This window comes from Mesorhizobium sp. Cs1299R1N1 (genome assembly GCF_037179655.1).
GTDB lineage: Bacteria > Pseudomonadota > Alphaproteobacteria > Rhizobiales > Rhizobiaceae > Mesorhizobium > Mesorhizobium salmacidum.
The window spans coordinates 270,699-291,274 of the sequence record NZ_JAPYKR010000005.1 but is presented as its reverse complement, the minus strand read 5'-3'; the positions used below and the strand labels follow the sequence as shown (position 1 = coordinate 291,274).

General features: G+C 62.5%; 20 protein-coding genes and 1 pseudogene. 9 read left to right on the top strand and 12 right to left on the bottom strand.

The genetic code is table 11. The features are described from left to right. The first annotated feature begins 9 nt into the window (after positions 1–9). Together O7A70_RS13600 and O7A70_RS13595 are read left to right on the top strand one after the other, a co-directional pair. Positions 10–552, top strand: coding sequence for a hypothetical protein (locus tag O7A70_RS13600; RefSeq protein WP_337140881.1), 543 nt, complete (start codon positions 10–12; stop codon positions 550–552). Positions 553–577: 25 nt separating this feature from the next. Further along, the gene (locus O7A70_RS13595) at positions 578–997 is read left to right on the top strand and encodes an MAPEG family protein (protein ID WP_337140762.1); all 420 of its coding nucleotides are present in this window, start codon (positions 578–580) and stop codon (positions 995–997) included. Between the two features lie 52 nt (positions 998–1,049). Here the strand turns inward: O7A70_RS13595 and rnd are convergent, their stop codons facing one another. The 3 genes and pseudogenes from rnd to O7A70_RS13580 all read right to left on the bottom strand — a co-directional run bounded on the left by rnd (position 1,050) and on the right by O7A70_RS13580 (position 2,938). Further along, the gene (gene rnd / locus O7A70_RS13590; RefSeq protein ID WP_027143088.1) at positions 1,050–2,201 is read right to left on the bottom strand and encodes a ribonuclease D; all 1,152 of its coding nucleotides are present in this window, start codon (positions 2,199–2,201) and stop codon (positions 1,050–1,052) included. 75 nt (positions 2,202–2,276) lie between these two features. Then, a pseudogene (locus O7A70_RS13585) lies at positions 2,277–2,549 on the bottom strand (MFS transporter); the annotation flags it as partial. A gap of 14 nt (positions 2,550–2,563) precedes the next feature. Continuing rightward, positions 2,564–2,938, bottom strand: a complete 375-nt coding sequence (locus O7A70_RS13580; RefSeq protein ID WP_337140761.1) for an avidin/streptavidin family protein — start codon at positions 2,936–2,938, stop codon at positions 2,564–2,566. A 222-nt stretch (positions 2,939–3,160) separates the two neighbouring features. Between O7A70_RS13580 and aspS the strand changes: the two genes are divergently transcribed. Beyond that, positions 3,161–4,951, top strand: a complete 1,791-nt coding sequence (aspS, locus tag O7A70_RS13575; protein WP_337140880.1) for an aspartate--tRNA ligase — start codon at positions 3,161–3,163, stop codon at positions 4,949–4,951. A 110-nt stretch (positions 4,952–5,061) separates the two neighbouring features. On the opposite strand, the gene O7A70_RS13570 is transcribed toward aspS, so the two are convergent. Continuing rightward, the gene (locus tag O7A70_RS13570) at positions 5,062–6,252 is read right to left on the bottom strand and encodes a hypothetical protein (protein ID WP_337140760.1); all 1,191 of its coding nucleotides are present in this window, start codon (positions 6,250–6,252) and stop codon (positions 5,062–5,064) included. A 331-nt stretch (positions 6,253–6,583) separates the two neighbouring features. Here O7A70_RS13570 and parC point away from each other — a divergent pair, with 331 nt between their 5' ends. Both parC and O7A70_RS13560 read left to right on the top strand, forming a co-directional pair. Next, a complete protein-coding gene (gene parC / locus O7A70_RS13565; protein WP_337140759.1) occupies positions 6,584–8,836 on the top strand; it encodes a DNA topoisomerase IV subunit A in 2,253 nt (750 codons plus the stop codon). 251 nt (positions 8,837–9,087) lie between these two features. Continuing rightward, complete coding sequence (locus O7A70_RS13560; protein WP_337140758.1) at positions 9,088–10,305, top strand: AI-2E family transporter; 1,218 nt, start codon at positions 9,088–9,090, stop codon at positions 10,303–10,305. Between the two features lie 15 nt (positions 10,306–10,320). On the opposite strand, the gene O7A70_RS13555 is transcribed toward O7A70_RS13560, so the two are convergent. The 3 genes from O7A70_RS13555 to O7A70_RS13545 all read right to left on the bottom strand — a co-directional run bounded on the left by O7A70_RS13555 (position 10,321) and on the right by O7A70_RS13545 (position 12,719). Further along, positions 10,321–11,217, bottom strand: a complete 897-nt coding sequence (locus tag O7A70_RS13555; RefSeq protein WP_027146679.1) for a DMT family transporter — start codon at positions 11,215–11,217, stop codon at positions 10,321–10,323. 133 nt (positions 11,218–11,350) lie between these two features. After that, positions 11,351–12,109: an arginyltransferase gene (locus tag O7A70_RS13550; protein WP_015318275.1), complete on the bottom strand. Its 759-nt coding sequence runs from the start codon at positions 12,107–12,109 to the stop codon at positions 11,351–11,353. Between the two features lie 139 nt (positions 12,110–12,248). Then, positions 12,249–12,719 (bottom strand): RDD family protein, encoded by a 471-nt coding sequence (locus tag O7A70_RS13545; RefSeq protein ID WP_337140757.1) that lies wholly within the window; start codon positions 12,717–12,719, stop codon positions 12,249–12,251. A 204-nt stretch (positions 12,720–12,923) separates the two neighbouring features. Here O7A70_RS13545 and sthA point away from each other — a divergent pair, with 204 nt between their 5' ends. Next, positions 12,924–14,312 carry a Si-specific NAD(P)(+) transhydrogenase gene (sthA, locus tag O7A70_RS13540; protein WP_337107520.1) on the top strand — a complete coding sequence of 463 codons (1,389 nt, stop codon included), beginning with the start codon at positions 12,924–12,926 and terminating at the stop codon, positions 14,310–14,312. A 70-nt stretch (positions 14,313–14,382) separates the two neighbouring features. On the opposite strand, the gene O7A70_RS13535 is transcribed toward sthA, so the two are convergent. Continuing rightward, a complete protein-coding gene (locus tag O7A70_RS13535) occupies positions 14,383–15,120 on the bottom strand; it encodes a calcium-binding protein (protein ID WP_337140756.1) in 738 nt (245 codons plus the stop codon). 36 nt (positions 15,121–15,156) lie between these two features. Continuing rightward, a complete protein-coding gene (locus O7A70_RS13530) occupies positions 15,157–15,843 on the bottom strand; it encodes an alpha/beta hydrolase (RefSeq protein ID WP_337140755.1) in 687 nt (228 codons plus the stop codon). A gap of 201 nt (positions 15,844–16,044) precedes the next feature. Between O7A70_RS13530 and O7A70_RS13525 the strand changes: the two genes are divergently transcribed. Next, positions 16,045–17,265, top strand: coding sequence for an OpgC family protein (locus tag O7A70_RS13525; RefSeq protein ID WP_337140754.1), 1,221 nt, complete (start codon positions 16,045–16,047; stop codon positions 17,263–17,265). A gap of 18 nt (positions 17,266–17,283) precedes the next feature. Here O7A70_RS13525 and O7A70_RS13520 read toward each other — a convergent pair whose 3' ends face one another. After that, positions 17,284–18,360 (bottom strand): LacI family DNA-binding transcriptional regulator, encoded by a 1,077-nt coding sequence (locus O7A70_RS13520; RefSeq protein WP_337140753.1) that lies wholly within the window; start codon positions 18,358–18,360, stop codon positions 17,284–17,286. Positions 18,361–18,526: 166 nt separating this feature from the next. On the opposite strand from O7A70_RS13520, the gene O7A70_RS13515 reads away from it, so the two are divergent. Together O7A70_RS13515 and O7A70_RS13510 are read left to right on the top strand one after the other, a co-directional pair. Then, positions 18,527–18,670, top strand: a complete 144-nt coding sequence (locus O7A70_RS13515; protein ID WP_337140752.1) for a hypothetical protein — start codon at positions 18,527–18,529, stop codon at positions 18,668–18,670. A 56-nt stretch (positions 18,671–18,726) separates the two neighbouring features. After that, the gene (locus O7A70_RS13510; RefSeq protein ID WP_337140751.1) at positions 18,727–18,876 is read left to right on the top strand and encodes a hypothetical protein; all 150 of its coding nucleotides are present in this window, start codon (positions 18,727–18,729) and stop codon (positions 18,874–18,876) included. A gap of 15 nt (positions 18,877–18,891) precedes the next feature. On the opposite strand, the gene O7A70_RS13505 is transcribed toward O7A70_RS13510, so the two are convergent. Both O7A70_RS13505 and O7A70_RS13500 read right to left on the bottom strand, forming a co-directional pair. Then, the gene (locus tag O7A70_RS13505) at positions 18,892–19,257 is read right to left on the bottom strand and encodes a DUF423 domain-containing protein (RefSeq protein WP_337140750.1); all 366 of its coding nucleotides are present in this window, start codon (positions 19,255–19,257) and stop codon (positions 18,892–18,894) included. Between the two features lie 36 nt (positions 19,258–19,293). Further along, positions 19,294–20,547 carry an MFS transporter gene (locus O7A70_RS13500; RefSeq protein WP_337140749.1) on the bottom strand — a complete coding sequence of 418 codons (1,254 nt, stop codon included), beginning with the start codon at positions 20,545–20,547 and terminating at the stop codon, positions 19,294–19,296. Positions 20,548–20,576: the final 29 nt, after the last annotated feature.

Here is a 20,576-nt window from a genome sequence, read left to right as displayed (position 1 = left end):
TTGACCGCCATGGTGCTGCGCCTGTCGCGCCATGTCGGGGCGCTCTGCTTTCTCTCGGCGGCGGTTTTCATCGCCATGACGGGCATGGAGTTCTTCTATTTCCGCCAGTTGAGCGGGGGCTTGGCCTCGCTCGACATGCGCTATTTCGGATTCACGCCCGACGAAGGCATGGCCTGGCTGACGGCGCTTGGCCGGCGCGGCAGCGAGATCATCCTGGTCTGGCATTACCTGACCTTCGATCTTTTGTTTCCGGTGCTGCTGTCGCTGACGCTGGTCAGCCTGACCCTTGCAACTGGCCGCCGCCTGAAGAAATTCCGCGTGTTGCCGGCTCAGATGCAGGCCATCTTCGCGCTGGTCCTGGTGCTGCCCTACACGCTCGCCGACTACGCCCAGAACATCGCCGTGGCGCGGCTTCTATCCGATTTCCTCTACGCCAACCCGGATTCGCTGTCTTTCGCCTCGGCGCTCATCGTCACCAAATTCGTGCTTCTCGCCGTCCCGGTCATCGTCATTGCCGCTTTCTGGCTGGCCGGCCAAAGACGTCAGAATTGAAGCCGAACAGGGCAGGGGCGACTGCATGAACCAGACCGCGATCTTCTGGCCGGTGCTCGCCCACGTGCTGCTGATCTATATCGTCTATTGCGTACTGGGCCGGCGCCGATATGTTGCCGTCAAGTCGGGCGAGGCGAAGGCGAGCCAGTACAAGGCCCGCTCGACAGAACCGGCCTCCTGCGCGACCGTTGCCGGCAATCTCAGCAATCAGTTCGAACTGCCGGTGCTTTTCTATGTGCTGTGCCTGGCGCTGCACGTCACCAATGGCGTCAACTATCTGACACTGGCGCTGATGTGGGCTTTCGTGGTGACCCGCTACTTCCACGCCTGGGTTCACCTGACCAGCAACGATCTGCGCTGGCGCAGCCGCTCTTTCTTCGTTGGAGCGGTTATTGTCCTGTTGGGCTGGATCTGGCTCGCTCTTCACCTGCTCGGGGTGATTTGAGCAGAATTGGCGTCAGCTCTCTTCTCCCGCGACGGAAGAAGAGAGGCTGAACCTACAGGTCGAACACTGCTATTTTTCGATTGTCGAACTTGATGCCGATCTCGCCGCGCACAAGTTTCAGCGCCTGTTCGCCGAACACGGCGCGCCGCCAGCCTTGCAGCGCCGGCACATCGGCATCCTCGCCTTCGGCGGCGATGCGATCGATATCGTCGCTGGAGGCCAGCACCTTCGAGGCGACGCCCTGTTTTTCGGCGATAATCCTGAGCAGCACTTTCAAGAGCTCCGCGGCCGCATTCGAGCCCTCGGGTGGCTGGAAGCTTTTCGGCAGTTTCGGCATCTGCTCCTTGGGCAGGGCGAGCGCGGTGTTGACCGCGCCGAGCAGTGCCGTCGCCGTCGAGGAGCGTTCCCAGCCCTTGGGCGTGGTGCGCAGCTTGGCAAGGGCTGCCGCATCGCGCGGCCCTTGCTGCGCGATCTCGTAGATCGCATCGTCCTTGAGCACGCGGCCGCGCGGCACGTCGCGCTCGCGCGCCTCGCGTTCGCGCCATGCCGCCACGGTCTGCACGATCGCCAGCTCCTGCGGTTTGCGAAGCCGCATCTTCAGCCGCTTCCAGGCGTCCTCGGGATGCGGATCGTAGGTCTCGCGCGAGGTCAGGACATCCATCTCCTCATTCAGCCAGTGGGCGCGGTTTTCCCGCGCCAGCTCGGCGTTGAGGTGCTGATAGACCTCGATCAAATGGGTAACGTCGGCCAGCGCATAGTCGAGCTGCTTGTCGGACAGCGGGCGGTGGCGCCAGTCGGTGAAGCGCGACGATTTGTCGAGCCGTGCGCCGGTGATGCGCTGCACGAGCTGGTCGTAGGAAACACTGTCGCCGAAGCCGCAGACCATCGCCGCCACCTGCGTGTCGAACACCGGGTGCGGAACGAGATCGCCGAGATGGACGATGATTTCGATGTCTTGCCGAGCGGCGTGGAAGACTTTGACCACCGCCTCGTTGGCCATCAACCTGAAGAAGGGAGCGAGGTCGATATCAGGTGAAAGCGGATCTATCAGCGCCGTCACGCCGGGCGCGGCCATCTGGATCAGGCACAGGATGGGCCAGAAGGTCGTTTCGCGGATGAATTCGGTGTCGACGGTGACGAAATCCGACTTTTCGAAAGCGGCGAGAACGGTCTCGAGTTCTTTCTGGGTGGTGATGACGTGCATCAAATCGCTTTTGGCAGGAGTAGGGTCTTCCTAGATTTCAGCCGGGAAGGCTTTCGTCAAGCTGTGGCGCCACCGTCACGGCCCTTCCGGACTGTCTGGATCACTATTTCTCCTCGCCAGCCGCGCAAAAATGGTCGAGGTGCGCAACACCGCGGTGAAGCGGCTGCGCTTGCCGGCCGGCACGCCGGAGAGGATGACGGCGGTGAAGACCGCTTAGACCACGGCGCTGAAGACAAACAGCGCGCTTGGCCCGAAATATTGCATCGCTGTCGAGGCCGCGAACGGGCCGCCAATGGCGCCGAAGGAATAGAACAGCATCAGGGCCGCGTTGATCGGCACGAACTCGCCGGCGGTCGGAGTATTCAATCGACGCGCTCAAAAGTGTCTAGGCTGGTCCCGAAGGCGCGCCATGTTCCAACCTGGGTCAGCTTTGCGGGCTCACCCTCGGCATCGGCTGAAAGTGCCATTCCAGCCACTGTGTGCCACAACATCTCGATCTTGCCGTCCCGAAAAATGCCGGTGTAGCTGACCGCCGCCGGGCCCGTTTTTCCTAACGCCGCGGAAGTAAAGCCAATCACATCCCCATGAGCGGCCCCGTGGAGAGGCACTTCCATCCCGGAAAAGCTGCTGTCGGGCAATGCTGTCTTGAAGACACCGCGGATCAAACCATCGCTATCGTCTTCGATAACTACAACCGAACCGTATTGATTGCGCCAAGTGCCCTTCCAGGAAAACATGTTTGCCTCCTCTCACTCCATCATGCGCCAACGCGAGAGGCGGTTTACGGTTCCGCCACATGACCGGCTATGGATTGAGACCCGAAGTTCCAAATTGAGAGACCGCCCCTCCGTCCGTTTGCCTTGACAAACCATGCCTCTCATGCGCTTTTCGCGCAAATTTTGGGCCGGGCTGCGATGCTTTGGCCCGCAACCCACAATCCCGGACTTTTATCCATGACCATGCACCGTTACCGCAGCCATACCTGTGCCCAGTTGCGAAAGAGCGACGTCGGCAATTCCGTTCGCCTTTCGGGCTGGGTGCATCGCGTGCGCGACCATGGCGGCCTGCTGTTCATCGATCTGCGCGACCATTACGGCCTGACCCAGATCGTCGCCGATCCGGATTCGCCTGCCTTCAAGGTCGCCGAGACCTTGCGCGGCGAATGGGTGATCCGCGTCGACGGCGAGGTCAAGGCACGCCTGCCGGAAACCACGAACGCCAACCTGCCGACCGGTGAGATCGAGATTTTCGCCCGCGAGATCGAGGTGCTGTCGGCGGCCAAGGAATTGCCGCTGCCGGTATTCGGCGAACCGGACTACCCCGAGGACATCAGGCTGAAATACCGCTTCCTCGACCTGCGCCGTGAGACGCTGCACCGGAACATCGTGGCGCGCACGAAAATCATCGCCGAGATGCGCAAGCGCATGGGCGAGGTCGGCTTCACCGAATTCTCGACGCCGATCCTTACCGCCTCGTCGCCGGAAGGCGCGCGCGACTTCCTGGTGCCGTCGCGCATCCATCCTGGCACCTTCTACGCGCTGCCGCAGGCTCCGCAGCAGTACAAGCAGCTTATCATGGTGTCCGGCTTCGACCGTTATTTCCAGATCGCGCCGTGCTTCCGCGACGAAGACCCGCGCGCCGACCGTCTGCCTGGCGAATTCTACCAGCTCGACGTCGAAATGAGTTTCGTCGAGCAGGACGATGTGCTGTCGACCATGGAACCGGTGATGCGCGGCGTCTTCGAGACCTTCGCCAACGGCAAGCCGGTGACGCAGAAATTCCAGCGCATCCCTTACGATGTCGCCATGCGCAAATACGGTTCCGACAAGCCGGACCTGCGCAACCCGATCGAGATGCAGGCCGTCTCCGACCATTTTCGCGAGTCCGGCTTCAAGGTGTTCGCCAACATCCTGGCCAACGACCCGAAGGCCGAGGTGTGGGGCATTCCGGCAAAAACCGGCGGCAGCCGCGCCTTTTGCGATCGCATGAACAGCTGGGCGCAAGGCGAGGGCCAGCCGGGGCTGGGCTACATCTTCTGGCGCAAGGAGGGCGACAAGCTCGAAGGCGCCGGCCCGCTCGCCAAGAACATCGGCGAGGAACGCACCGAGGCGATCCGCTTGCAGCTCGGCCTTGCCGACGGTGACGCTGCGTTCTTCGTCGCCGGCGACCCGAAGAAGTTCGTCTCCTTTGCGGGCGCCGCGCGCACGCGCGCCGGCGAGGAGCTGAACCTTGTCGATCGCGAGCGCTTCGAACTGTGCTGGATCGTCGACTTCCCGTTCTTCGAATGGAACGAGGAGGAGAAGAAGATCGACTTCGCCCACAATCCGTTCTCAATGCCGCAGGGCGGCATCGATGCGCTGAACGGCGAGGACCTGCTCGGCATCAAGGCTTTCCAGTACGACATGGTATGCAACGGTTTCGAGATCGCCAGCGGCGGCATCCGCAACCATTTGCCCGAAACCATGGTCAAGGCATTCGAGACGGTCGGGCTGGACCGCGCCACGGTCGAGGAGCGCTTTGGCGGCCTCTATCGCGCCTTCCAGTATGGCGCGCCTCCGCATGGCGGCATGGCCGCCGGTGTCGACCGCGTCGTCATGCTTCTGGTCGGCGCCAAGAACCTGCGCGAAATCACCATGTTCCCGATGAACCAGCAGGCCTATGATTTGTTGATGAACGCGCCCTCGGAAGCGAGCCCGCAGCAGCTTCGCGATTTGGCGCTGCGCGTCGCGGCGACCAAGAAGGACGCCTGATCGGAAGCTTCGGGCTTCACTTCAGGAACTGGCACGAACCGGTTCTTCCGATTCGGCAACAAAAAAACCGGCATCGCTGCCGGTTTTTTCGTGTCCTGAGATCGTTTCGATCAGTCCTCGTTCGCCTTGACGCTGACGCCGAGCGTCTTCGGCAGGTCCAGCGGGTTCGACATGGCGCCCGCCATGATCAGCGCGAACGGCACCGATGCCGGCGGCTCGGCCGAGATTTCGAGGCTCTTCGGATCGTCGAGATATTTGCTGACCGCGGCGGTCACCTGAGCCGTGAGTTCCGGATTGTTGAGCTGCGCCATGCCGAACGGCACGATCGCCTTGGCCTGGTTGGCGATGTCCTTGGCCGACATGCCCTGCTGCTTGCCGACATAGTCCAGCACCTTGCCGGTCAGCGAATCGTCGTCGAAGCGGATCGAGGCGCTGTTGAACGAAAGCTGCTGCAACAGGCCGAGCATGGCCATGCCTTGCGCCGAATTGTCGGCGCCTTCCGGCTGTGCGGCCATCTTCTTCTGCATTTCCTGCAGCGACTTGATGAAGTCGACCGTGTAGCCGCCGAGGTCGAAGGTCATGCCGAGCGTGCCGGCATTCTCGACGGAGATGTCGTATTTCGACAGTTCCATCTTGCCGTCAGATGGCTGCCAGGTGCCGGCCATTTCGAGATTGCCCGAGATGTTCTGGTAGCCGAGCGCGTTGATGACCTCCTTGGATTTGGGATCGTCGACCAGCGAGAGATCGGCCGTGAACTTCTCCGTATTGGCGGTGAATTCCATCGCCTTGCCGTCGGCGGGCGGCGTGATCTCGATGGCAAGGCCGTCCATCGAGAATGCGGTCTTGTCGGCGACCTTGACCGTCATGTTCGACAGTTCAGCGGATTTATACATCATCAGCGAGCCAAGCGGGCTGGTGGAGCCATCGGCCGGCACCGTCATGTCGTGGATGATGAAGGGGCTGAGATCGAGGGTGACGCCGTCCTTGCTGTGTTCGAAGGCCGAGGTCGACACGGTGCCGATATCATAGCCGCCATTGGCTTCGGTGATGTTCTCGAGCTTGACGTCGCCGATCGTCAGCGCTTCCTTTTCCGCGGCCGGTTTCACCGACACGCCCTGCAGCACCATGCTGGTGTTGTCGCCGGTCACGCCGGTCCAGGAGATGTCGACGCCCTGTGCGGAGAGCGCAGCCTTCAGCCGGTCCGCGACCGCGGCGTCCTGGGCAAGGGCAGCATTCAGCGGCAGTGTGAGCAAGAAGGTCGAAAGAGCGAATTTCCGGAGAGTTGAGCGGTTGATTGTCATCGCAAGGTCCCTGAGAGTGTCCTGAAATTATTTTTCAATTCTTTGCGCCATCACCATTCCGTGACGAACTGGACGGGAAAAAGGCGTGTCCCGGCACAATGGTCGAAAATCGCGGTGAAAGGCAAACCCGATCCGAACGCTATTGGACAATGCAGTGAATTTGGCATGAAGGTCGGGCCGCCAGCGTGCTTCGCAATAGATGCGGCATGTAACAGATTGATGTTGGCCGGCAAGCTCGACCTTGCGGTTTCCTGTTGCAGAAACGTGCGCAAATCGACCGGTCCGGTGCGCGCCTCTTGCCGCGAATCACCCGCTCGGCTAGTCCCAGCCCATGGGAAAAAGGCTTTTGCCGCCTGACAATGGCGGCGGCGATCATATTGAACCGGTCGATCTGAAGAAGGCGCTGGAAGAGCGTTATCTCGCCTATGCGCTGTCGACCATCATGCACCGGGCGCTGCCCGACGTTCGCGACGGACTGAAGCCGGTCCATCGCCGTATCATGCACGCCATGCGACTGCTGCGCCTCAATCCCGACCAGGGTTTTGCCAAATGCGCCCGTATCGTCGGCGAGGTGATGGGCAAGTTCCACCCGCATGGCGACCAGTCGATCTATGATGCGCTGGTACGGCTGGCGCAGGATTTTTCGATGCGCTACCCCCTGGTCGACGGCCAGGGCAATTTCGGCAACATCGACGGCGATAACGCCGCCGCCATGCGCTACACCGAAGCGCGCATGACCGACGTTGCGACCGAATTGCTTGCCGGCATCACCGAGGATGCCGTCGACTATCGGCCGACCTACAATGAAGAGGACGAGGAGCCGGTCGTGCTCCCCGGCGCCTTCCCGAATCTGCTGGCCAACGGCTCGTCCGGCATCGCGGTCGGCATGGCGACGTCGATCCCGCCGCACAACGCCGCCGAGCTTTGCGACGCCGCACTGCACCTGATCGAGCATCGCGACGCGCCGGTGGCGAAGCTGATGGATTTCGTACAGGGCCCGGATTTCCCGACCGGCGGCATCATCGTCGACAGCCGCGCCTCCATCCTCGAAGCCTATGAGACCGGCCGCGGCGGCTTTCGCGTGCGGTCGAAATGGAACCAGGAGGACCAGGGCAGGGGCACCTGGAGTATCGTCGTCACCGAAATCCCCTATGGCGTGCAGAAGGCGCGGCTGATCGAGAAGATCGCCGAGCTGTTGATGGCCCGCAAGCTGCCGCTGCTCGAGGATATCAGGGACGAAAGTGCCGAGGACATCCGCGTCGTTCTGGTGCCCAAGAGCCGTTCCGTCGACCCCGGCATCCTGATGGAATCGCTGTTCAAGCTGACCGAGCTCGAGAGCCGTTTCCCGCTCAACATGAATGTGCTGTCGCGCGGCAAGGTGCCCAACGTGCTGTCGTTGAAAGGCGTGCTGCAGGAATGGCTGGATCACCGCCGCGACGTCCTCATCCGTCGCTCGAAACATCGCCTCGGCGAGATCGAGAGGCGGCTGGAAATCCTTGCCGGCTACCTGATCGCCTATCTCAACATCGACGAGGTGATCAAGATCATCCGCGAGGAGGATGAGCCAAAGCAGGTCATGATGGCCCGCTGGGCGCTCACCGACACCCAAGCCGAGGCGATCCTCAACATGCGGCTGCGCGCGTTGCGTAAGTTGGAGGAATTCGAGATCCGCAAGGAATTCGATGGCCTGACCGCAGAGAAGAAGCAGATCGAGGCGCTGCTGGCGTCCGATGCAAAGCAGTGGTCGACGATCAAGTGGGAAGTCACTCAGGTTCGCGACAAGTTCGGCCCGGAGACCGAGATCGGCAAGCGCCGTACCCAGTTCGCCGATGCGCCCGAGCACGACCTGACCGACATCGCGCATGCCATGATCGAGCGCGAGCCGGTCACCGTCGTGGTTTCGGAAAAAGGCTGGCTGCGGGCAATGAAGGGCCATCTGGCCGATCTTTCGACGCTGACCTTCAAGGAGGGTGACAGTCTCAAGCTCGCCTTCCATGCCCAGACGACAGACAAGGTGCTGGTCTTCACCACTGGCGGCAAATTCTACACGATCGGCGCCGACCGGCTGCCCGGCGGCCGCGGCCATGGCGAGCCGATCCGCATCATCGTCGACATGGACAATGACCAGGACATCGTCACCGCCTTCGTCCACGATCCCAAGCGCAAGCTGCTGCTCGCCTCTTTCGACGCCAACGGCTTCATCGTTGATGAGGAAGAGGTGGTCGCCAACACCCGCAAGGGCAAACAGGTGATGAACGTCAAGGCCCCGGACGAAGCCAAGCGCTGCGTGCCGGTCACTGGCGATCATCTGGCCATCGTCGGCGAGAACCGCAAGATGCTGGTGTTCGCGCTCTCGGAAATTCCGGAGATGGGTCGCGGTAAGGGCGTGCGGCTGCAGAAATACAAGGACGGCGGCCTTCTCGACCTCAAGCCATTCACGCTGGAGACCGGTCTTTCCTGGCAGGATTCGGCCGACCGCACCTTCACGCGGTCGCGCGAGGAACTGGCCGAGTGGATCGGCGCGAGGGCATCGGCAGGGCGTATGGTGCCGAAGGGTTTCCCGAGGACTGGCAAGTTCGGGTAACGGGGCGCTTCTTCCTTCTCCCCTTGTTGTGGGAGAACGTGGCCTCGCGAAGCGAGGTCGGATGAGGGGTGTTCCAGGGAACGCCAACGCCTCGCTCCGCTGGAACACCCCTCATCCGTCGCCTTCGGCGACACCTTCTCCCACAGGGGGAGAAGGGAACACAGCTTCACCATCACCATTTGGACTATCGTCACGATTGCTGCACTATATCAGTACATAACTGACCGGACGGGTCGGGGAGAACAGGGCATTTGAAGGAAGCAAAGATCCAGAAACCGGAACGGCAGCAGCGCCTCTTCGGGCTGTCCACACCGCTCCGGTCGGCCGTCATACCGCCGCTGTCGGCGGCGCGCTGGCTGCTGGTGCTGATCGTTGCCGCTGGTGTCTATTTCTTCCATGGTTTCCTGTTCCCGGTGCTGGCCGCGCTCGTCATCGCTTTCGCCAGCTGGCCGCTCTATCGGCGCCTGCTGGTCGGCGTCGGCGGTAACCGAACCATCGCCGCCACATTTGCCATCCTGTTCATCCTCGCCTTCCTGGTGATACCGATCGCGCTTGCCGGCACCTATGCAATCAACGAGGTGCGCGAGTGGGTCGGCTGGGCGATCGAGACCAATCGGCACGGTGCGGTGACGCCGCACTGGATCGCCACCCTGCCTGTGGTGGGTGAGTGGCTGAACGAGCAGTGGACGACCAATCTCGGCCATCCCGGCGGCATCGGCGAACTGATCCAGCTGGTCAGCGGCGCCAATATCGGCAGCATCTACCGCGGCGCGCTCGCCGCCGGAGGCAGCGCTTTCAGCCTCTTTCTGACGCTGCTGTTCATGATGATCGCCCTGTTTTTCGCCTATCGCGATGGCGAGAATTTCGCCGGCCAGATCGACCGCCTCGGCGAACGCATCCTGCCGACCCGCTGGGAGCGGATCTCGCGCGTCGTGCCGGCGACCATTTCCTCGACCGTGACCGGCATGACCGTGATTGCCATCGGCGAGGGTCTGGTGCTGGGCGTCGCCTACTGGCTGGCAGGCGTGCCGTCGCCTGTGACGCTGGGCGCGCTGACAGGCGTGATGGCGCTCATCCCCGGCGGTGCGCCGCTGTCCTTTACCTTGGTGTCGATCTACCTCGCCGCCAGCGGCTCGCCGATGGCCGGCCTGGCGCTGTTCATATGGGGAACGGTCGAGCTGTTCATCGTCGACAAAACATTGCGCCCTAAGCTCGTGGGCGGACCGATAAAGCTGCCCTTCCTGCCAACCTTTTTCGGCTTGATCGGCGGCGTCAAGACGATGGGTTTTCTCGGCCTGTTCATCGGCCCGGTCCTGATGGCGCTGCTGGTCGCGATCTGGCGCGAGTGGCTGCGCGAGGTAGAACTGGCAGACGAGACGGCGGACGGCTCTGCCGCCGAGATCGAGGCGGGTCCGCAGATCGACGTCCTGCCCGAACCAGGCGCCGCGAAGAAGGCGAGCGCCGGATAGGGATTTCGGACAAATCTAGGCCGGATGGTGCACCGCAAGGTCGCCCCGGCGCCTGCGCCCATCATGCAGCTGCCAGAGCGAATGGGCGACCAGCGTGACGATCAGGATGCCGCCGCCGATCAGGCTGTTGCGCGTCGGCGTCTCGGCGAAGATCATCCACACCCAGATTGGCGCCAGCACCGTTTCGAGCAGGTAGAACATCGCCACTTCCGGTCCCGAAATGTATTTCGGCCCTGCAGCGAGGCAGAAGAACGAGATCGGCATGATGACGGCGCCGTTGAAGATGATCCACCATGGCGCGTTCACGTGGAAGCCCTCGCCTGTCACCATGAAGGCGGCCAGTCCAAGCGGCAGAAGGACGCCTATGAGCGAGGTGAATCCCATATCCTTGCCGCTGGCGCGCGAGATGGTGATGGCGACCGCGATGAAGAACGCCGAGCAGAGCGCCATGAAGTCGCCGAACAGCTTGCCGGTGCCGACCGAACCGCCGACGATGACCAGCACGCCGAGGATCATGACCAGCATCGCCACGATCGTCACCGCCCGCGGTCTTTCCTTCAGGAATATCCAGGACAGCAGTGCGGCGAACACGGTGTTGAAGGCCAGGATGAACACCAGATCGGCGGTCGAGGTATGAAAGACCGCGGTAACGAAGGTGATCGAGGTCAGCCCATAGCATATCGCCACGATCAGCCCGGACCAGCCGGGGATGAGCGGCGGGACATTCCGGCTCAGTGCGCGCCAGACCGACCAGATGATCATCGCGGCGATGAAAGTAGTTCCGGTCCGCAGCAAAAGGATCGTCCACGCGCCGCCATCCGCAAGGCGGATCAACGGTATGTCGACAGTCAGTATCAGTCCGCCGATGGCGGTTATCAGAAGGCCCTTCTGGTGATCATGGTGAGAGGACATGCCGGAACTTTCGCAATTGAATTGCAGGCGGTGGCCGATCGGCGCAATCGCGCACTCTCTCCATCCGAGCGGCTGAAAGACCAGCATCCCCTGCCTTGAAACAGTTAAGCGTGGATCGTGGGAAAACTCAGCGTCAGACCGCTTCGTTGGTATAGCGCTCCCAGCCTTTTGGGCCGAGATGCTCCTGCGGCATGAAGCGCATCTTATAATTCATCTTGCGCGAACCGTTGACCCAGTAGCCAAGGTAGACATGGGGCAGTCCCATCGCCTTGGCACGGGCGATGTGGTCGAGGATCATGAACGTGCCGAGCGACCGGCTTTCGAAATCGGGATTGAAATAGGAATAGACCATCGACAGGCCGTCGGCCATCTTGTCGGTGAGCGCCACCGCGATGAGTTCACCTTGGCCCTTGCCCGTGATGAAAGTATCGGGTCCGCGCCGCCGGTATTCGATCACCTTGGTATCGACATGGGTATCCTCGACCATCATGGCGTAGTCGAGCACCGTCATATCGGACATGCCGCCGCGGCGGTGGCGGGCATCGAGATAGCCGCGAAACAGCGAATATTGCTCGGTCGAGGGCTCGGCATTGTGCATGGCGCCGACGAGGTCGGAATTGTGCTGCAGCACGCGCTTCATGTTGCGGCTGGCGGTAAACTCCTGGGCCAGGATACGCACGGATACACAGGCGCGGCAGGTCTCGCAGGCTGGCCTGTAGGCGATGTTCTGTGAGCGCCGGAAGCCGCCTTGCGTGAGCAGGTCGTTCATCTCCGAGGCCTTGTCGCCGACCAGATGCGTGAACACCTTGCGCTCGAACTGGCCGTCGAGGTAGGGGCACGGCGACGGCGCGGTCAGGAAGAACTGCGGCGACTGGGTCGGATGCTGCGTCATCGAGCCTTGGAAACACTCCTTCGAATCGCTCTACCTTTGGCTCCGGCGGCGAAAAATTCAATAGGATAGTGAAGGTGCGGTTGACTGAACACCTTCACATTTGCGCGCAAGGGGCTGCGGTTTCTCTTGAGGGTCGGTTTTAGCGGCCAGTGCGGCTGACGACCGTGCCGAGCAAAAGATCGTGCAGCGTGCGCTTGCGGTCGGAGAACAGGGTCACCAGCAGGACCAACGGCGACAGGATGACGTTGCCGGCCCAGAACAGCACGGAATGGACGACCGCCGTGAGGCCGTCGATCGGCCTGCCGTCGAGACGGTCGAGGCGGATGCCCATCATCTTCATGCCCGTAGTGGCCTGGTCGGCGCTGCCAAGTGTGTTCCAGATGTAGAGGATGGCGACTGCCGGCACCAGGACGCCAAACAGCATCCAGCCAAGACCGAGGGTCAAAAGCCCGAGGAAGAACACCAGGATGGCGAACGGAATGGTGAGCAGGGCGACGACGATATAGTCGAGCACGAAGGCCAGGATGCGCCTTGTGCGCACGCCTTCATAAGCCCTGACATCGTCAAGCCGGGTATCGATGATTTCGCCGTCGAGAACGCGAGCGTTCATGTCATTTCCTCGTAACAGGGGCCTGCTTAGCCTGCGCCCACCTCATCAGAAATGGTGAAGGCTCATGGCGGAATCAAGATCGGGCCGTTTCGCCGCGCGCATCGGGGCAGAGTAGAACGTCTGACGGTCTGAACCGGTTGAATTTGCAGCGTGGATGGCGTTAGCTTGCTGCGGCGCAACAAGACGCCGAGGGGACGGGGTAATATGGACTACGACATGCTGGTCATCGGCAGCGGCCCTTCGGGCCGCCGCGCGGCGGTGCAATCGGCCAAACTCGGCAAATCGGTGCTGGTGGTCGACCGGGGCCGGCGTCTTGGCGGCGTCTCCGTGCACACCGGCACCATCCCCTCGAAAACGCTGCGCGAAACTGTGCTCAATCTCTCGGGCTGGCGCGAGCGCGGCTTCTATGGACGCGGCTATCGGGTCAAGCAGGATATCTCGGTCGGCGACCTGATCGAGCGCCTGCACAAGACGCTCGACCACGAGGTCGAGGTGCTGCAACACCAGTTCATGCGAAACACGGTCAAAAGTGCGCGCGCGGCGGTGAAATTTCTCGGCCCCAACAAGGTCAGCCTGACATCGGACAATGGCGATTACAGCGAAGTCGGCTTTGCCAACGCGCTGATCGCCGTCGGCACCAGGCCGCATCGGCCGCGCGACGTGCCCTTCGACAAGACCCGTGTCTTCGACAGCGACGAGATGCTTGAACTCGACCGGCTGCCGCGCACGCTGACGGTGATCGGCGCCGGCGTCATCGGCGTCGAATACGCCACGATCTTTTCCGCGCTCGACGTACCGGTGACGCTGGTCGAGCCGCGCAACTCCATCCTCGATTTCGTCGACCGGGAGATCGTCGACGATTTCATCCACCAGATGCGCGACCGCGGCATGACGATAAGGCTGGGCAGCGCGGTCAAGGAAATCCGCTCCAAGCCGGAAGCCGCCGAGGTGGAACTGGCCGATGGCCGAACCATCCGCTCCGAGGTCGTGCTCTACGCCGCCGGCCGCACCGGCAATGTCGGCAGCCTCGGCCTCGACGTGGTCGGCATCGAAGCCGACTCCAGGGGCCGTATCAAGGTCGATCCGCAGACCTTCCAGACCAGCGTGGCCAATATCTACGCCGCCGGCGACGTCATCGGCTTTCCGAGCCTCGCCTCCACCTCGATGGAGCAGGGAAGGGTGGCCGCCTGCCATGCCTTTGGCGTGACCCTGCCGGCGCCGCCGGAGACCTTTCCCTACGGCATCTATGCGGTGCCGGAGATATCTACGGTCGGCCAGTCCGAGGAACAGGTACGCCAAAGCGGCGGCGCCTATGAGGTTGGTGTCGCGCGCTTCCGCGAGACGTCGCGCGGCCATATCATGGGCGTCGACACCGGCTTCCTGAAGCTGTTGTTCTCGATCGAGACGCGACGCCTGCTCGGCGCGCACATCGTCGGCGAGGGCGCCACCGAACTCATTCACATCGGCCAGGCGGTGATCAACCTCGGCGGCACGGTCGACTTCTTCGTCAACAACACCTTCAACTACCCGACGCTTGCGGAAGCCTACAAGATCGCTGGCCTCGACGCCTGGAACAGGATGGGACGGGGTTAGGGCGGCGGCCCGGCATGCCCTCCTTGAGTGGAGTTCAACGCAAGCAAGGAATAGCTATGCCGCGCCAGGCCTAGTTCCTGGTAATGACGAAGTCGGCGCTTGTCAGGCCGAGGCCAGGCGACATTGTCGCGATGTGGATCGCGGACCGTGTTCCGGTGCCATCGGGGTCACAACTGAGCCAGCCGTTGCTCGCATCGTAGAGAATGCGCTGTGATTCATCGGTGGCTGCTGCCCCGATATGAAATGCTTCAGGAGGCAGCGTGCCCTCCGTCCGGCTCATGAACGACCCACGCGCCAGGAATATAGTATCATCGGGCACCGAATAATCGGCAATCGTGTCGACATTGTTTGAAGCATCGGGCGCCAGGTTGAGGACGAATTTGTCATTGCCTGCGCCGCCGTTAAGATGGTCGTTGCCGGCACCGCCTTCCAGCGTGTCATCGCCATCACCGCCAATCAGCACGTCCTCCCCTGCGTCCCCAATTAGATAGTCGTCGCCGCCAGCAGCGTCGAGGCGGTCGTTACCGTCGTCGCCGAGCAATGCATCAGCGCCGTCTCCGCCAATCAACGTATCGTCTCCGCTTCCGCCATCGAGGAAATCGCCACCGCCGAAGCCGACGATGCGGTCATTACCCTTTTCACCATAGATCTCGTCCGCCCTGGTGCTTCCTGAACTGTAGTCGTTGGCTCTGGTACCGATGCGGAATATCGGTTTGGAGCCTGGTCCCCAGAAAACCAGTATTTCTGCGATGACCAGGAAGAGTCCGGCGGCTATTTGCGATATTACCCTGGCTTTTGCTCTCGCCATCTCAGCACAGCTCTCCTGCGATGCGCCGGACGTTTATCACACACAGCTGTCTCGGAGATTAACCAACTGGGTCGCCGCCGATCCCGCCAGCCATCGCTCGACGATCGCGGCGTCCGGGTCCCCGATTTCGTGGCCCGATGGAACAATCCGGGCGTCGATCTCCGTGCCGTGCCGGCTGAGCAGCGTCACCAGCGCCGGCGCGAAAGGCCCGTAGGTCTCGTCGGCGGCTCCGGCAATGATCAATGTCCGTGTTCCCGCAAGGTCCGTCGCCGGGACCTTGTCGAGCACAGGCATTGGCCTCAGCAGCGCGGCGCTGCGGACGATGCCGGGATGGAGCAGCATCAGGCTTGAAACCAGATTGGCGCCGTTCGAATAGCCAAGGAATGTCGCGTGATCGAGATCAAGCCCGTGGCGCGCGGCGGCTTCTCTTGCGAATGCCGCGAACGTGGCGGTTTCGACACGGATGCTTTCCTGGTCGAAGCGCGTCGGCGAGATTCGCTCGAACCAGCGAAAACCGTCCTCCTGTGGGATACGGCCACGCACCGCGACCAGTGCGGCATCTGGTGCCATGCGTCTCGCCAGCGCCACCATGCTTGTCTCGTCGACACCCGATCCATGCAGCAGGAACAGGCATTCACGGCCGCTGTCGCCGGCGCCGAGGAGACGATAGGGAAAGGCCAGGTCCAGTATCAGCGAGCCATTTTCGACACTGGCGCCAGTCATATCGCATCCCGTTGATTATATGAGGTTTCGCTCAATTTGCCGGCTTCAAAACGCAATATTTTCATGCTCCGCGAAAGTTGATTGAACCAGGCGCATTCCAGCCCGTTTCTGCGCCGATACACTCCCTGCGGGAGGAATCGAAGCGGTGCGTCGGGGGTCGCATTGCTGGACATGAACAACCAGCTTTGAGGCCTTTTGTCGATGACCACCCCTGTTTCGCCGGATCGCGATTTGCGTATCCCAGATCGCGAGTTGCGTATCTTGGAACGCGACACGCGTATCGATGTACTGCGCGCGCTGGCCCTGCTCACGATCTTCATCGACCATGTGCCGGGCACGGCTTTCGAGGCCCTGACCTACAAGAATTTCGGTTTTTCGGATGCGGCCGAAGCGTTCGTGCTGATTTCCGGCATCTCGGTCGCGCTCGCCTACGGCACGAAATTCCGGCCGGGAGTCCGGCTTTTGGCGACCTTGAAGATGTGGCGGCGGGCGGGCGTGCTCTACGTCGCCCATATCGTCACGACGATGGTGGTGATGGCCCTGTTCTGCGCCGTGGCGGTGTTTGCCAAGCGGCCGGAACTGCTGAAGCTCATCAATATCGAGCCGCTGATGAAGGACACGCCGCAAGTGCTGGTCGGCATCGTCACGCTTGGCCACCAGCTCGGCTACAACAACATCCTGCCGGTCTATGCAGCGCTGCTTTTGATGGCGCCGGCCTTCGTGCTGTTTGTCAGCTACAGGCCCGTCGCGGCCCTTCTGCTGTCCGGCATGCTGTGGCTCGTTGCCGGAATCTGGCAGATCGCGCCGCCTAATTATCCCGAGCCCGGTTTCTGGTTCCTCAATCCGCTGTCCTGGCAGTTCCTGTTCAACATCGGCCTTGCCGCCATGCTGCATGTCAGGCGCGGCGGTGTCATTCCGGTCAACCGCTGGCTGATCGGCGCGGCCGCCGCCTATGTGCTGGCGGCGCTGGTGTGGGTGCATAGCCCGCTCTGGGGACATATAACGTGGTTCGACCTGCCGGTGGTGATCGGCGGCTTCGACAAGACCTTCCTGTCGCTGCCGCGGCTGTTGCACATCCTGGCGGTCAGCTATCTCGTCGTCGCCCTGCCGGCGCTCTCCAGCCTGTTGCGCACCAGCCCCGACCATCCGCTGGCGATACTGGGCAAACGATCGCTGCCGGTCTTCATCGCCGGCACGGTGATCGCCATGGTCGCGCAGGTGATGAAGGTGATCAATCCGGGCGGGTTCGTCTATGACAGCCTGCTGATATCGGCCGGCATTGCCATGCAGTTCGCGCTCGCCTTCTATCTCGAATGGCTGTCGACCATCGGCGGTTCGGGCAAGGCCCGCACGGCCCAAAAGGATCCGGCGCCGGTTCGTGCGCCGTTCGGCCTCTCCGCCGTGGGAAGAGCCAATCGGTAGTCGGTTCGGGCGTGCGGTTCAACCGCGGGGCGGACCCGACGAGCCCCGCACGATCAGTTCGACCGGCAGTTGCTGCCGGCTGACCGGTCCGTCGCTCTCCAGGATCGCCCTGACGGCGAGGCGGCCCATCTCGGCAATCGGCTGGGCTATCGTGGTCAATGGCGGCTCGGACACCGCAGCTTCGGGAACACCGTCGAACCCGACGAGGGAAACATGGTCAGGCACGTTGAGCCCGCGTGCGCTCAGCCATTCGAGCGCCACCAGGGCTATTCTGTCCGACATGGCCAGGATGGCGGTGGGCGGTGCGTCGGAGGCGAAGATGGTTTCGAGCCCTGCCTTCGTGCTCGCCACGTCGTTGGCGGTCTCGTAGACGGGTACTTTGGATGTATCGACGCCAACCCGCGAAAGCTCCCGGAGATAGCCGGTGAGGCGGTCGCGCGTCCCTGCATAGGTTGCCGCCCGGACCTGTTCGGCCGAAACAAGGCCTGTCCTGTCGTCGGCGAAGGGCAGGGCCAGAACGGCGAAGCGGCGATGTCCGAGATCGGTGAGATGGCGGGCCGCCATGCCGGCGCCGGCGATGTTGTCGACACCGATCGCGGCGACCGACCCGTCCTCGGAATCGAGGTCGAGCGCGACGAAGGGAAGCTTGCGCTCGCGTGCCAACTCCACCAGGCGCGAGCCGCCTTCGATGCAGAAGACGATGAAGCCGTCGACCAGGGCGCTCTGGATGTTCCAGGCAAGCTGCTCGTTGTTGGCGGCCGAGACCAGGGAAATGCCGGCTCCCGTCGCATCGCAAGCCTGCGAGATGCCTGCCATCATAACGCGCGCAAACGGATCGTCGAAGAAATAGGAGAGGGGCTCGGCGGTGGCAACGCCGATGGCGTTGACCTTGCCGGCCCGCAGCAGCCTGCCCTTTGGATCGGGTCCGCCATAACCCATTGCCTCGGCTGCCGCGCGAACCCGGTCGCGAACTTCCTCGCGCACGATCTCGGGGCGGCTGAATACATTGGACGCGGTGCCGTGCGAAACACCGGCGGCCTTTGCGATATCGGCCAGTCGCACGGGTCGTCGATTGCCTGCGGTGAGTGACGCCATTTGCGCGTGCCTCCTGACATGCATTTAGCACGTTCCTGGGCCGCATCTAGCATTTTCGTTGGATCGATTCAAATTTTGCTTGACCGACGATGGCCGGAGTCATATGCTTGAATCGATCCAAATTGGCAGGCTTGGCCTGCTTGTCTAACCGAAGGGGAGGAGCGCCATGCATCCCGTCAACTATCTGTTCGACGACATTTATCGCAGCGACTGGAATATCAGGACAGCCGCCAGCAAAGTCAGGCGCCGTGGTGAAGCCGGTCCATGGATTCGCGACCTTCGCTTCCTCGTGGCCCGCAAGCGGGGCTGATCAACATTTTTTCGCACCCGTGAATTGGATCGATTCAAAGACAAGGAGGATGAGTCATGCACCCCATCAAACATCTGTTCGAGGACATCTATCGCAACTACTGGGGCATCGCGCCGGCCACGGAGCGACCGGAGGCGCGGCGCCGGACAAAACCCGCCGCGCGCAATCGCGAACTTTGGGTCCGCCCGGAACGCCGCCAGGATTGACGTGGAGCGATCATTTCAGGGTCGTGGACGCGCCACGGCCGAAATCGCTATCGCCAGCCAGCCTGCAATGAGCAGGGTGCCGCCGATCGGCGCCGACATCGGAAACAGTCTTGAGCCCCAGAAATCGCGGGCGAGAAGATCACCCGCGAAGAGCAGCAGCCCGGCGAGCAGAACGAGGCTTGCGATGCGCAGCCAGCGGTTTGCTCCGATAAGGCCGATGGCGAGAAAGACCGGCGCATGCATCAGGAGGAATGACGCGGCCGTGCCGGTGAAGGCGCCGCCATGATGTGCGGCCGCTGCCGAAAGCGCCACCCCCGCCGCGCCGGCGAGACCGCCGGCAAGCACGAGGAGCCGGCTGCCGTTTGGATTGGCGAGGTTCATGGTCGGCGTGCTCCTTCTTTTGCAGGTCAGGCAAGCTCAGGGCTTGCCCGCTTCCAGCGCCATATGCCGCGTCCGCCGCGATTGGACGATCCAGTTGTAGGCGGCACCCAGCGCCATTAGCACCGACGTGCCGAGAAACACCGCCGGCATTCCGAAATGGCCGCCGACGAAACCGCCGGCCAGCGGCCCCGCGACCTGCCCGACATACTGTGCCGAGATCGCAAGGCCAAGCACGTTGCCGCCGACGCCGTCGGGGATGTTGTGCCTGATGACACTGGTGATGCAGGGCAGGAGGCCGCCCAGCGCCAGGCCCATCAGGAAACGCAGGCCGATAAGCTGCCAGCTGTTGACGACAAAAGCCTGCGGGATGAGCAACAGCGCCGAGACGGCCAGCGCTGCCACGACAACGTTCCAGTGCCCGATCCGGTCTGCGAGCTTGCCGAGCCAGGACGCCGACAAGATGGTGCCGAGGGCGGCCGCCGACATTACCACGCCGGCGACGAGCGTCACCCGGTTCTGGTCCTCGATGAGCTGCTGCACATAGACGGTGATGATCGGCTCGATCGACATCGTGGCGAAGGCGAGCAGCATGCCGGTGATCAGCATGGCCACGACCGGACGCTTGTCCGGGATCTGCGACCAGCCGCTTTTCGGTTTTGTCGCCGACGCGGCTTTGGCAGCCCTCGGGCGCGGACTCTCCTTGATGAGGAAGGTCGTCGCCAGGAAGGCGAGGAAGATCACCCCGCCCGACAAGAGGAAGGTGGCGCGAATCCCGATCACCGGCGGCAGCACGCCGCCGAGCAGCGGGCCGACCAGCGAGCCCGCCGTGATGCCCGCCGACAGGACGCCAAGCGCCCAGCCGGAGCGCTCCTTCGGCGTCTGCATGGCCACCAATATGGTTGAACCCGAGGAATAGCCGCCGGCGAAGCCGATCAGCAGGCGCAGCAGAACCAACTGCCAGACCGTCTCGACCATGCCCGTCAGCGACATGCAGATCGCCATGCCGAAGGAGGCGCGCACCAGCATCACCTTGCGGCCGTAGCGGTCGCCCAGGCGTCCCCACAACGGCGCGACCATCGCCGCGGCGAAGAAGGTGGCGCCATAGGCGACGCCGGACCATTGTACGATGGCGGCATGGCCCCGTGCGCCGAGCTGTTCGACGTAGAGCGGCAAGAAGGGCAGGAGCAGGGTCATGGCGATGAGCGTGCTGAACGACCCCGCGAAACAGACGGCGAGATTGCGCCGCCAATGGATGTTGTAGCCGCTTTGCCGCGTGTCTTCCTGCGTCATGTCCTGCCTGCCCGGTATCAGTGCTTGTT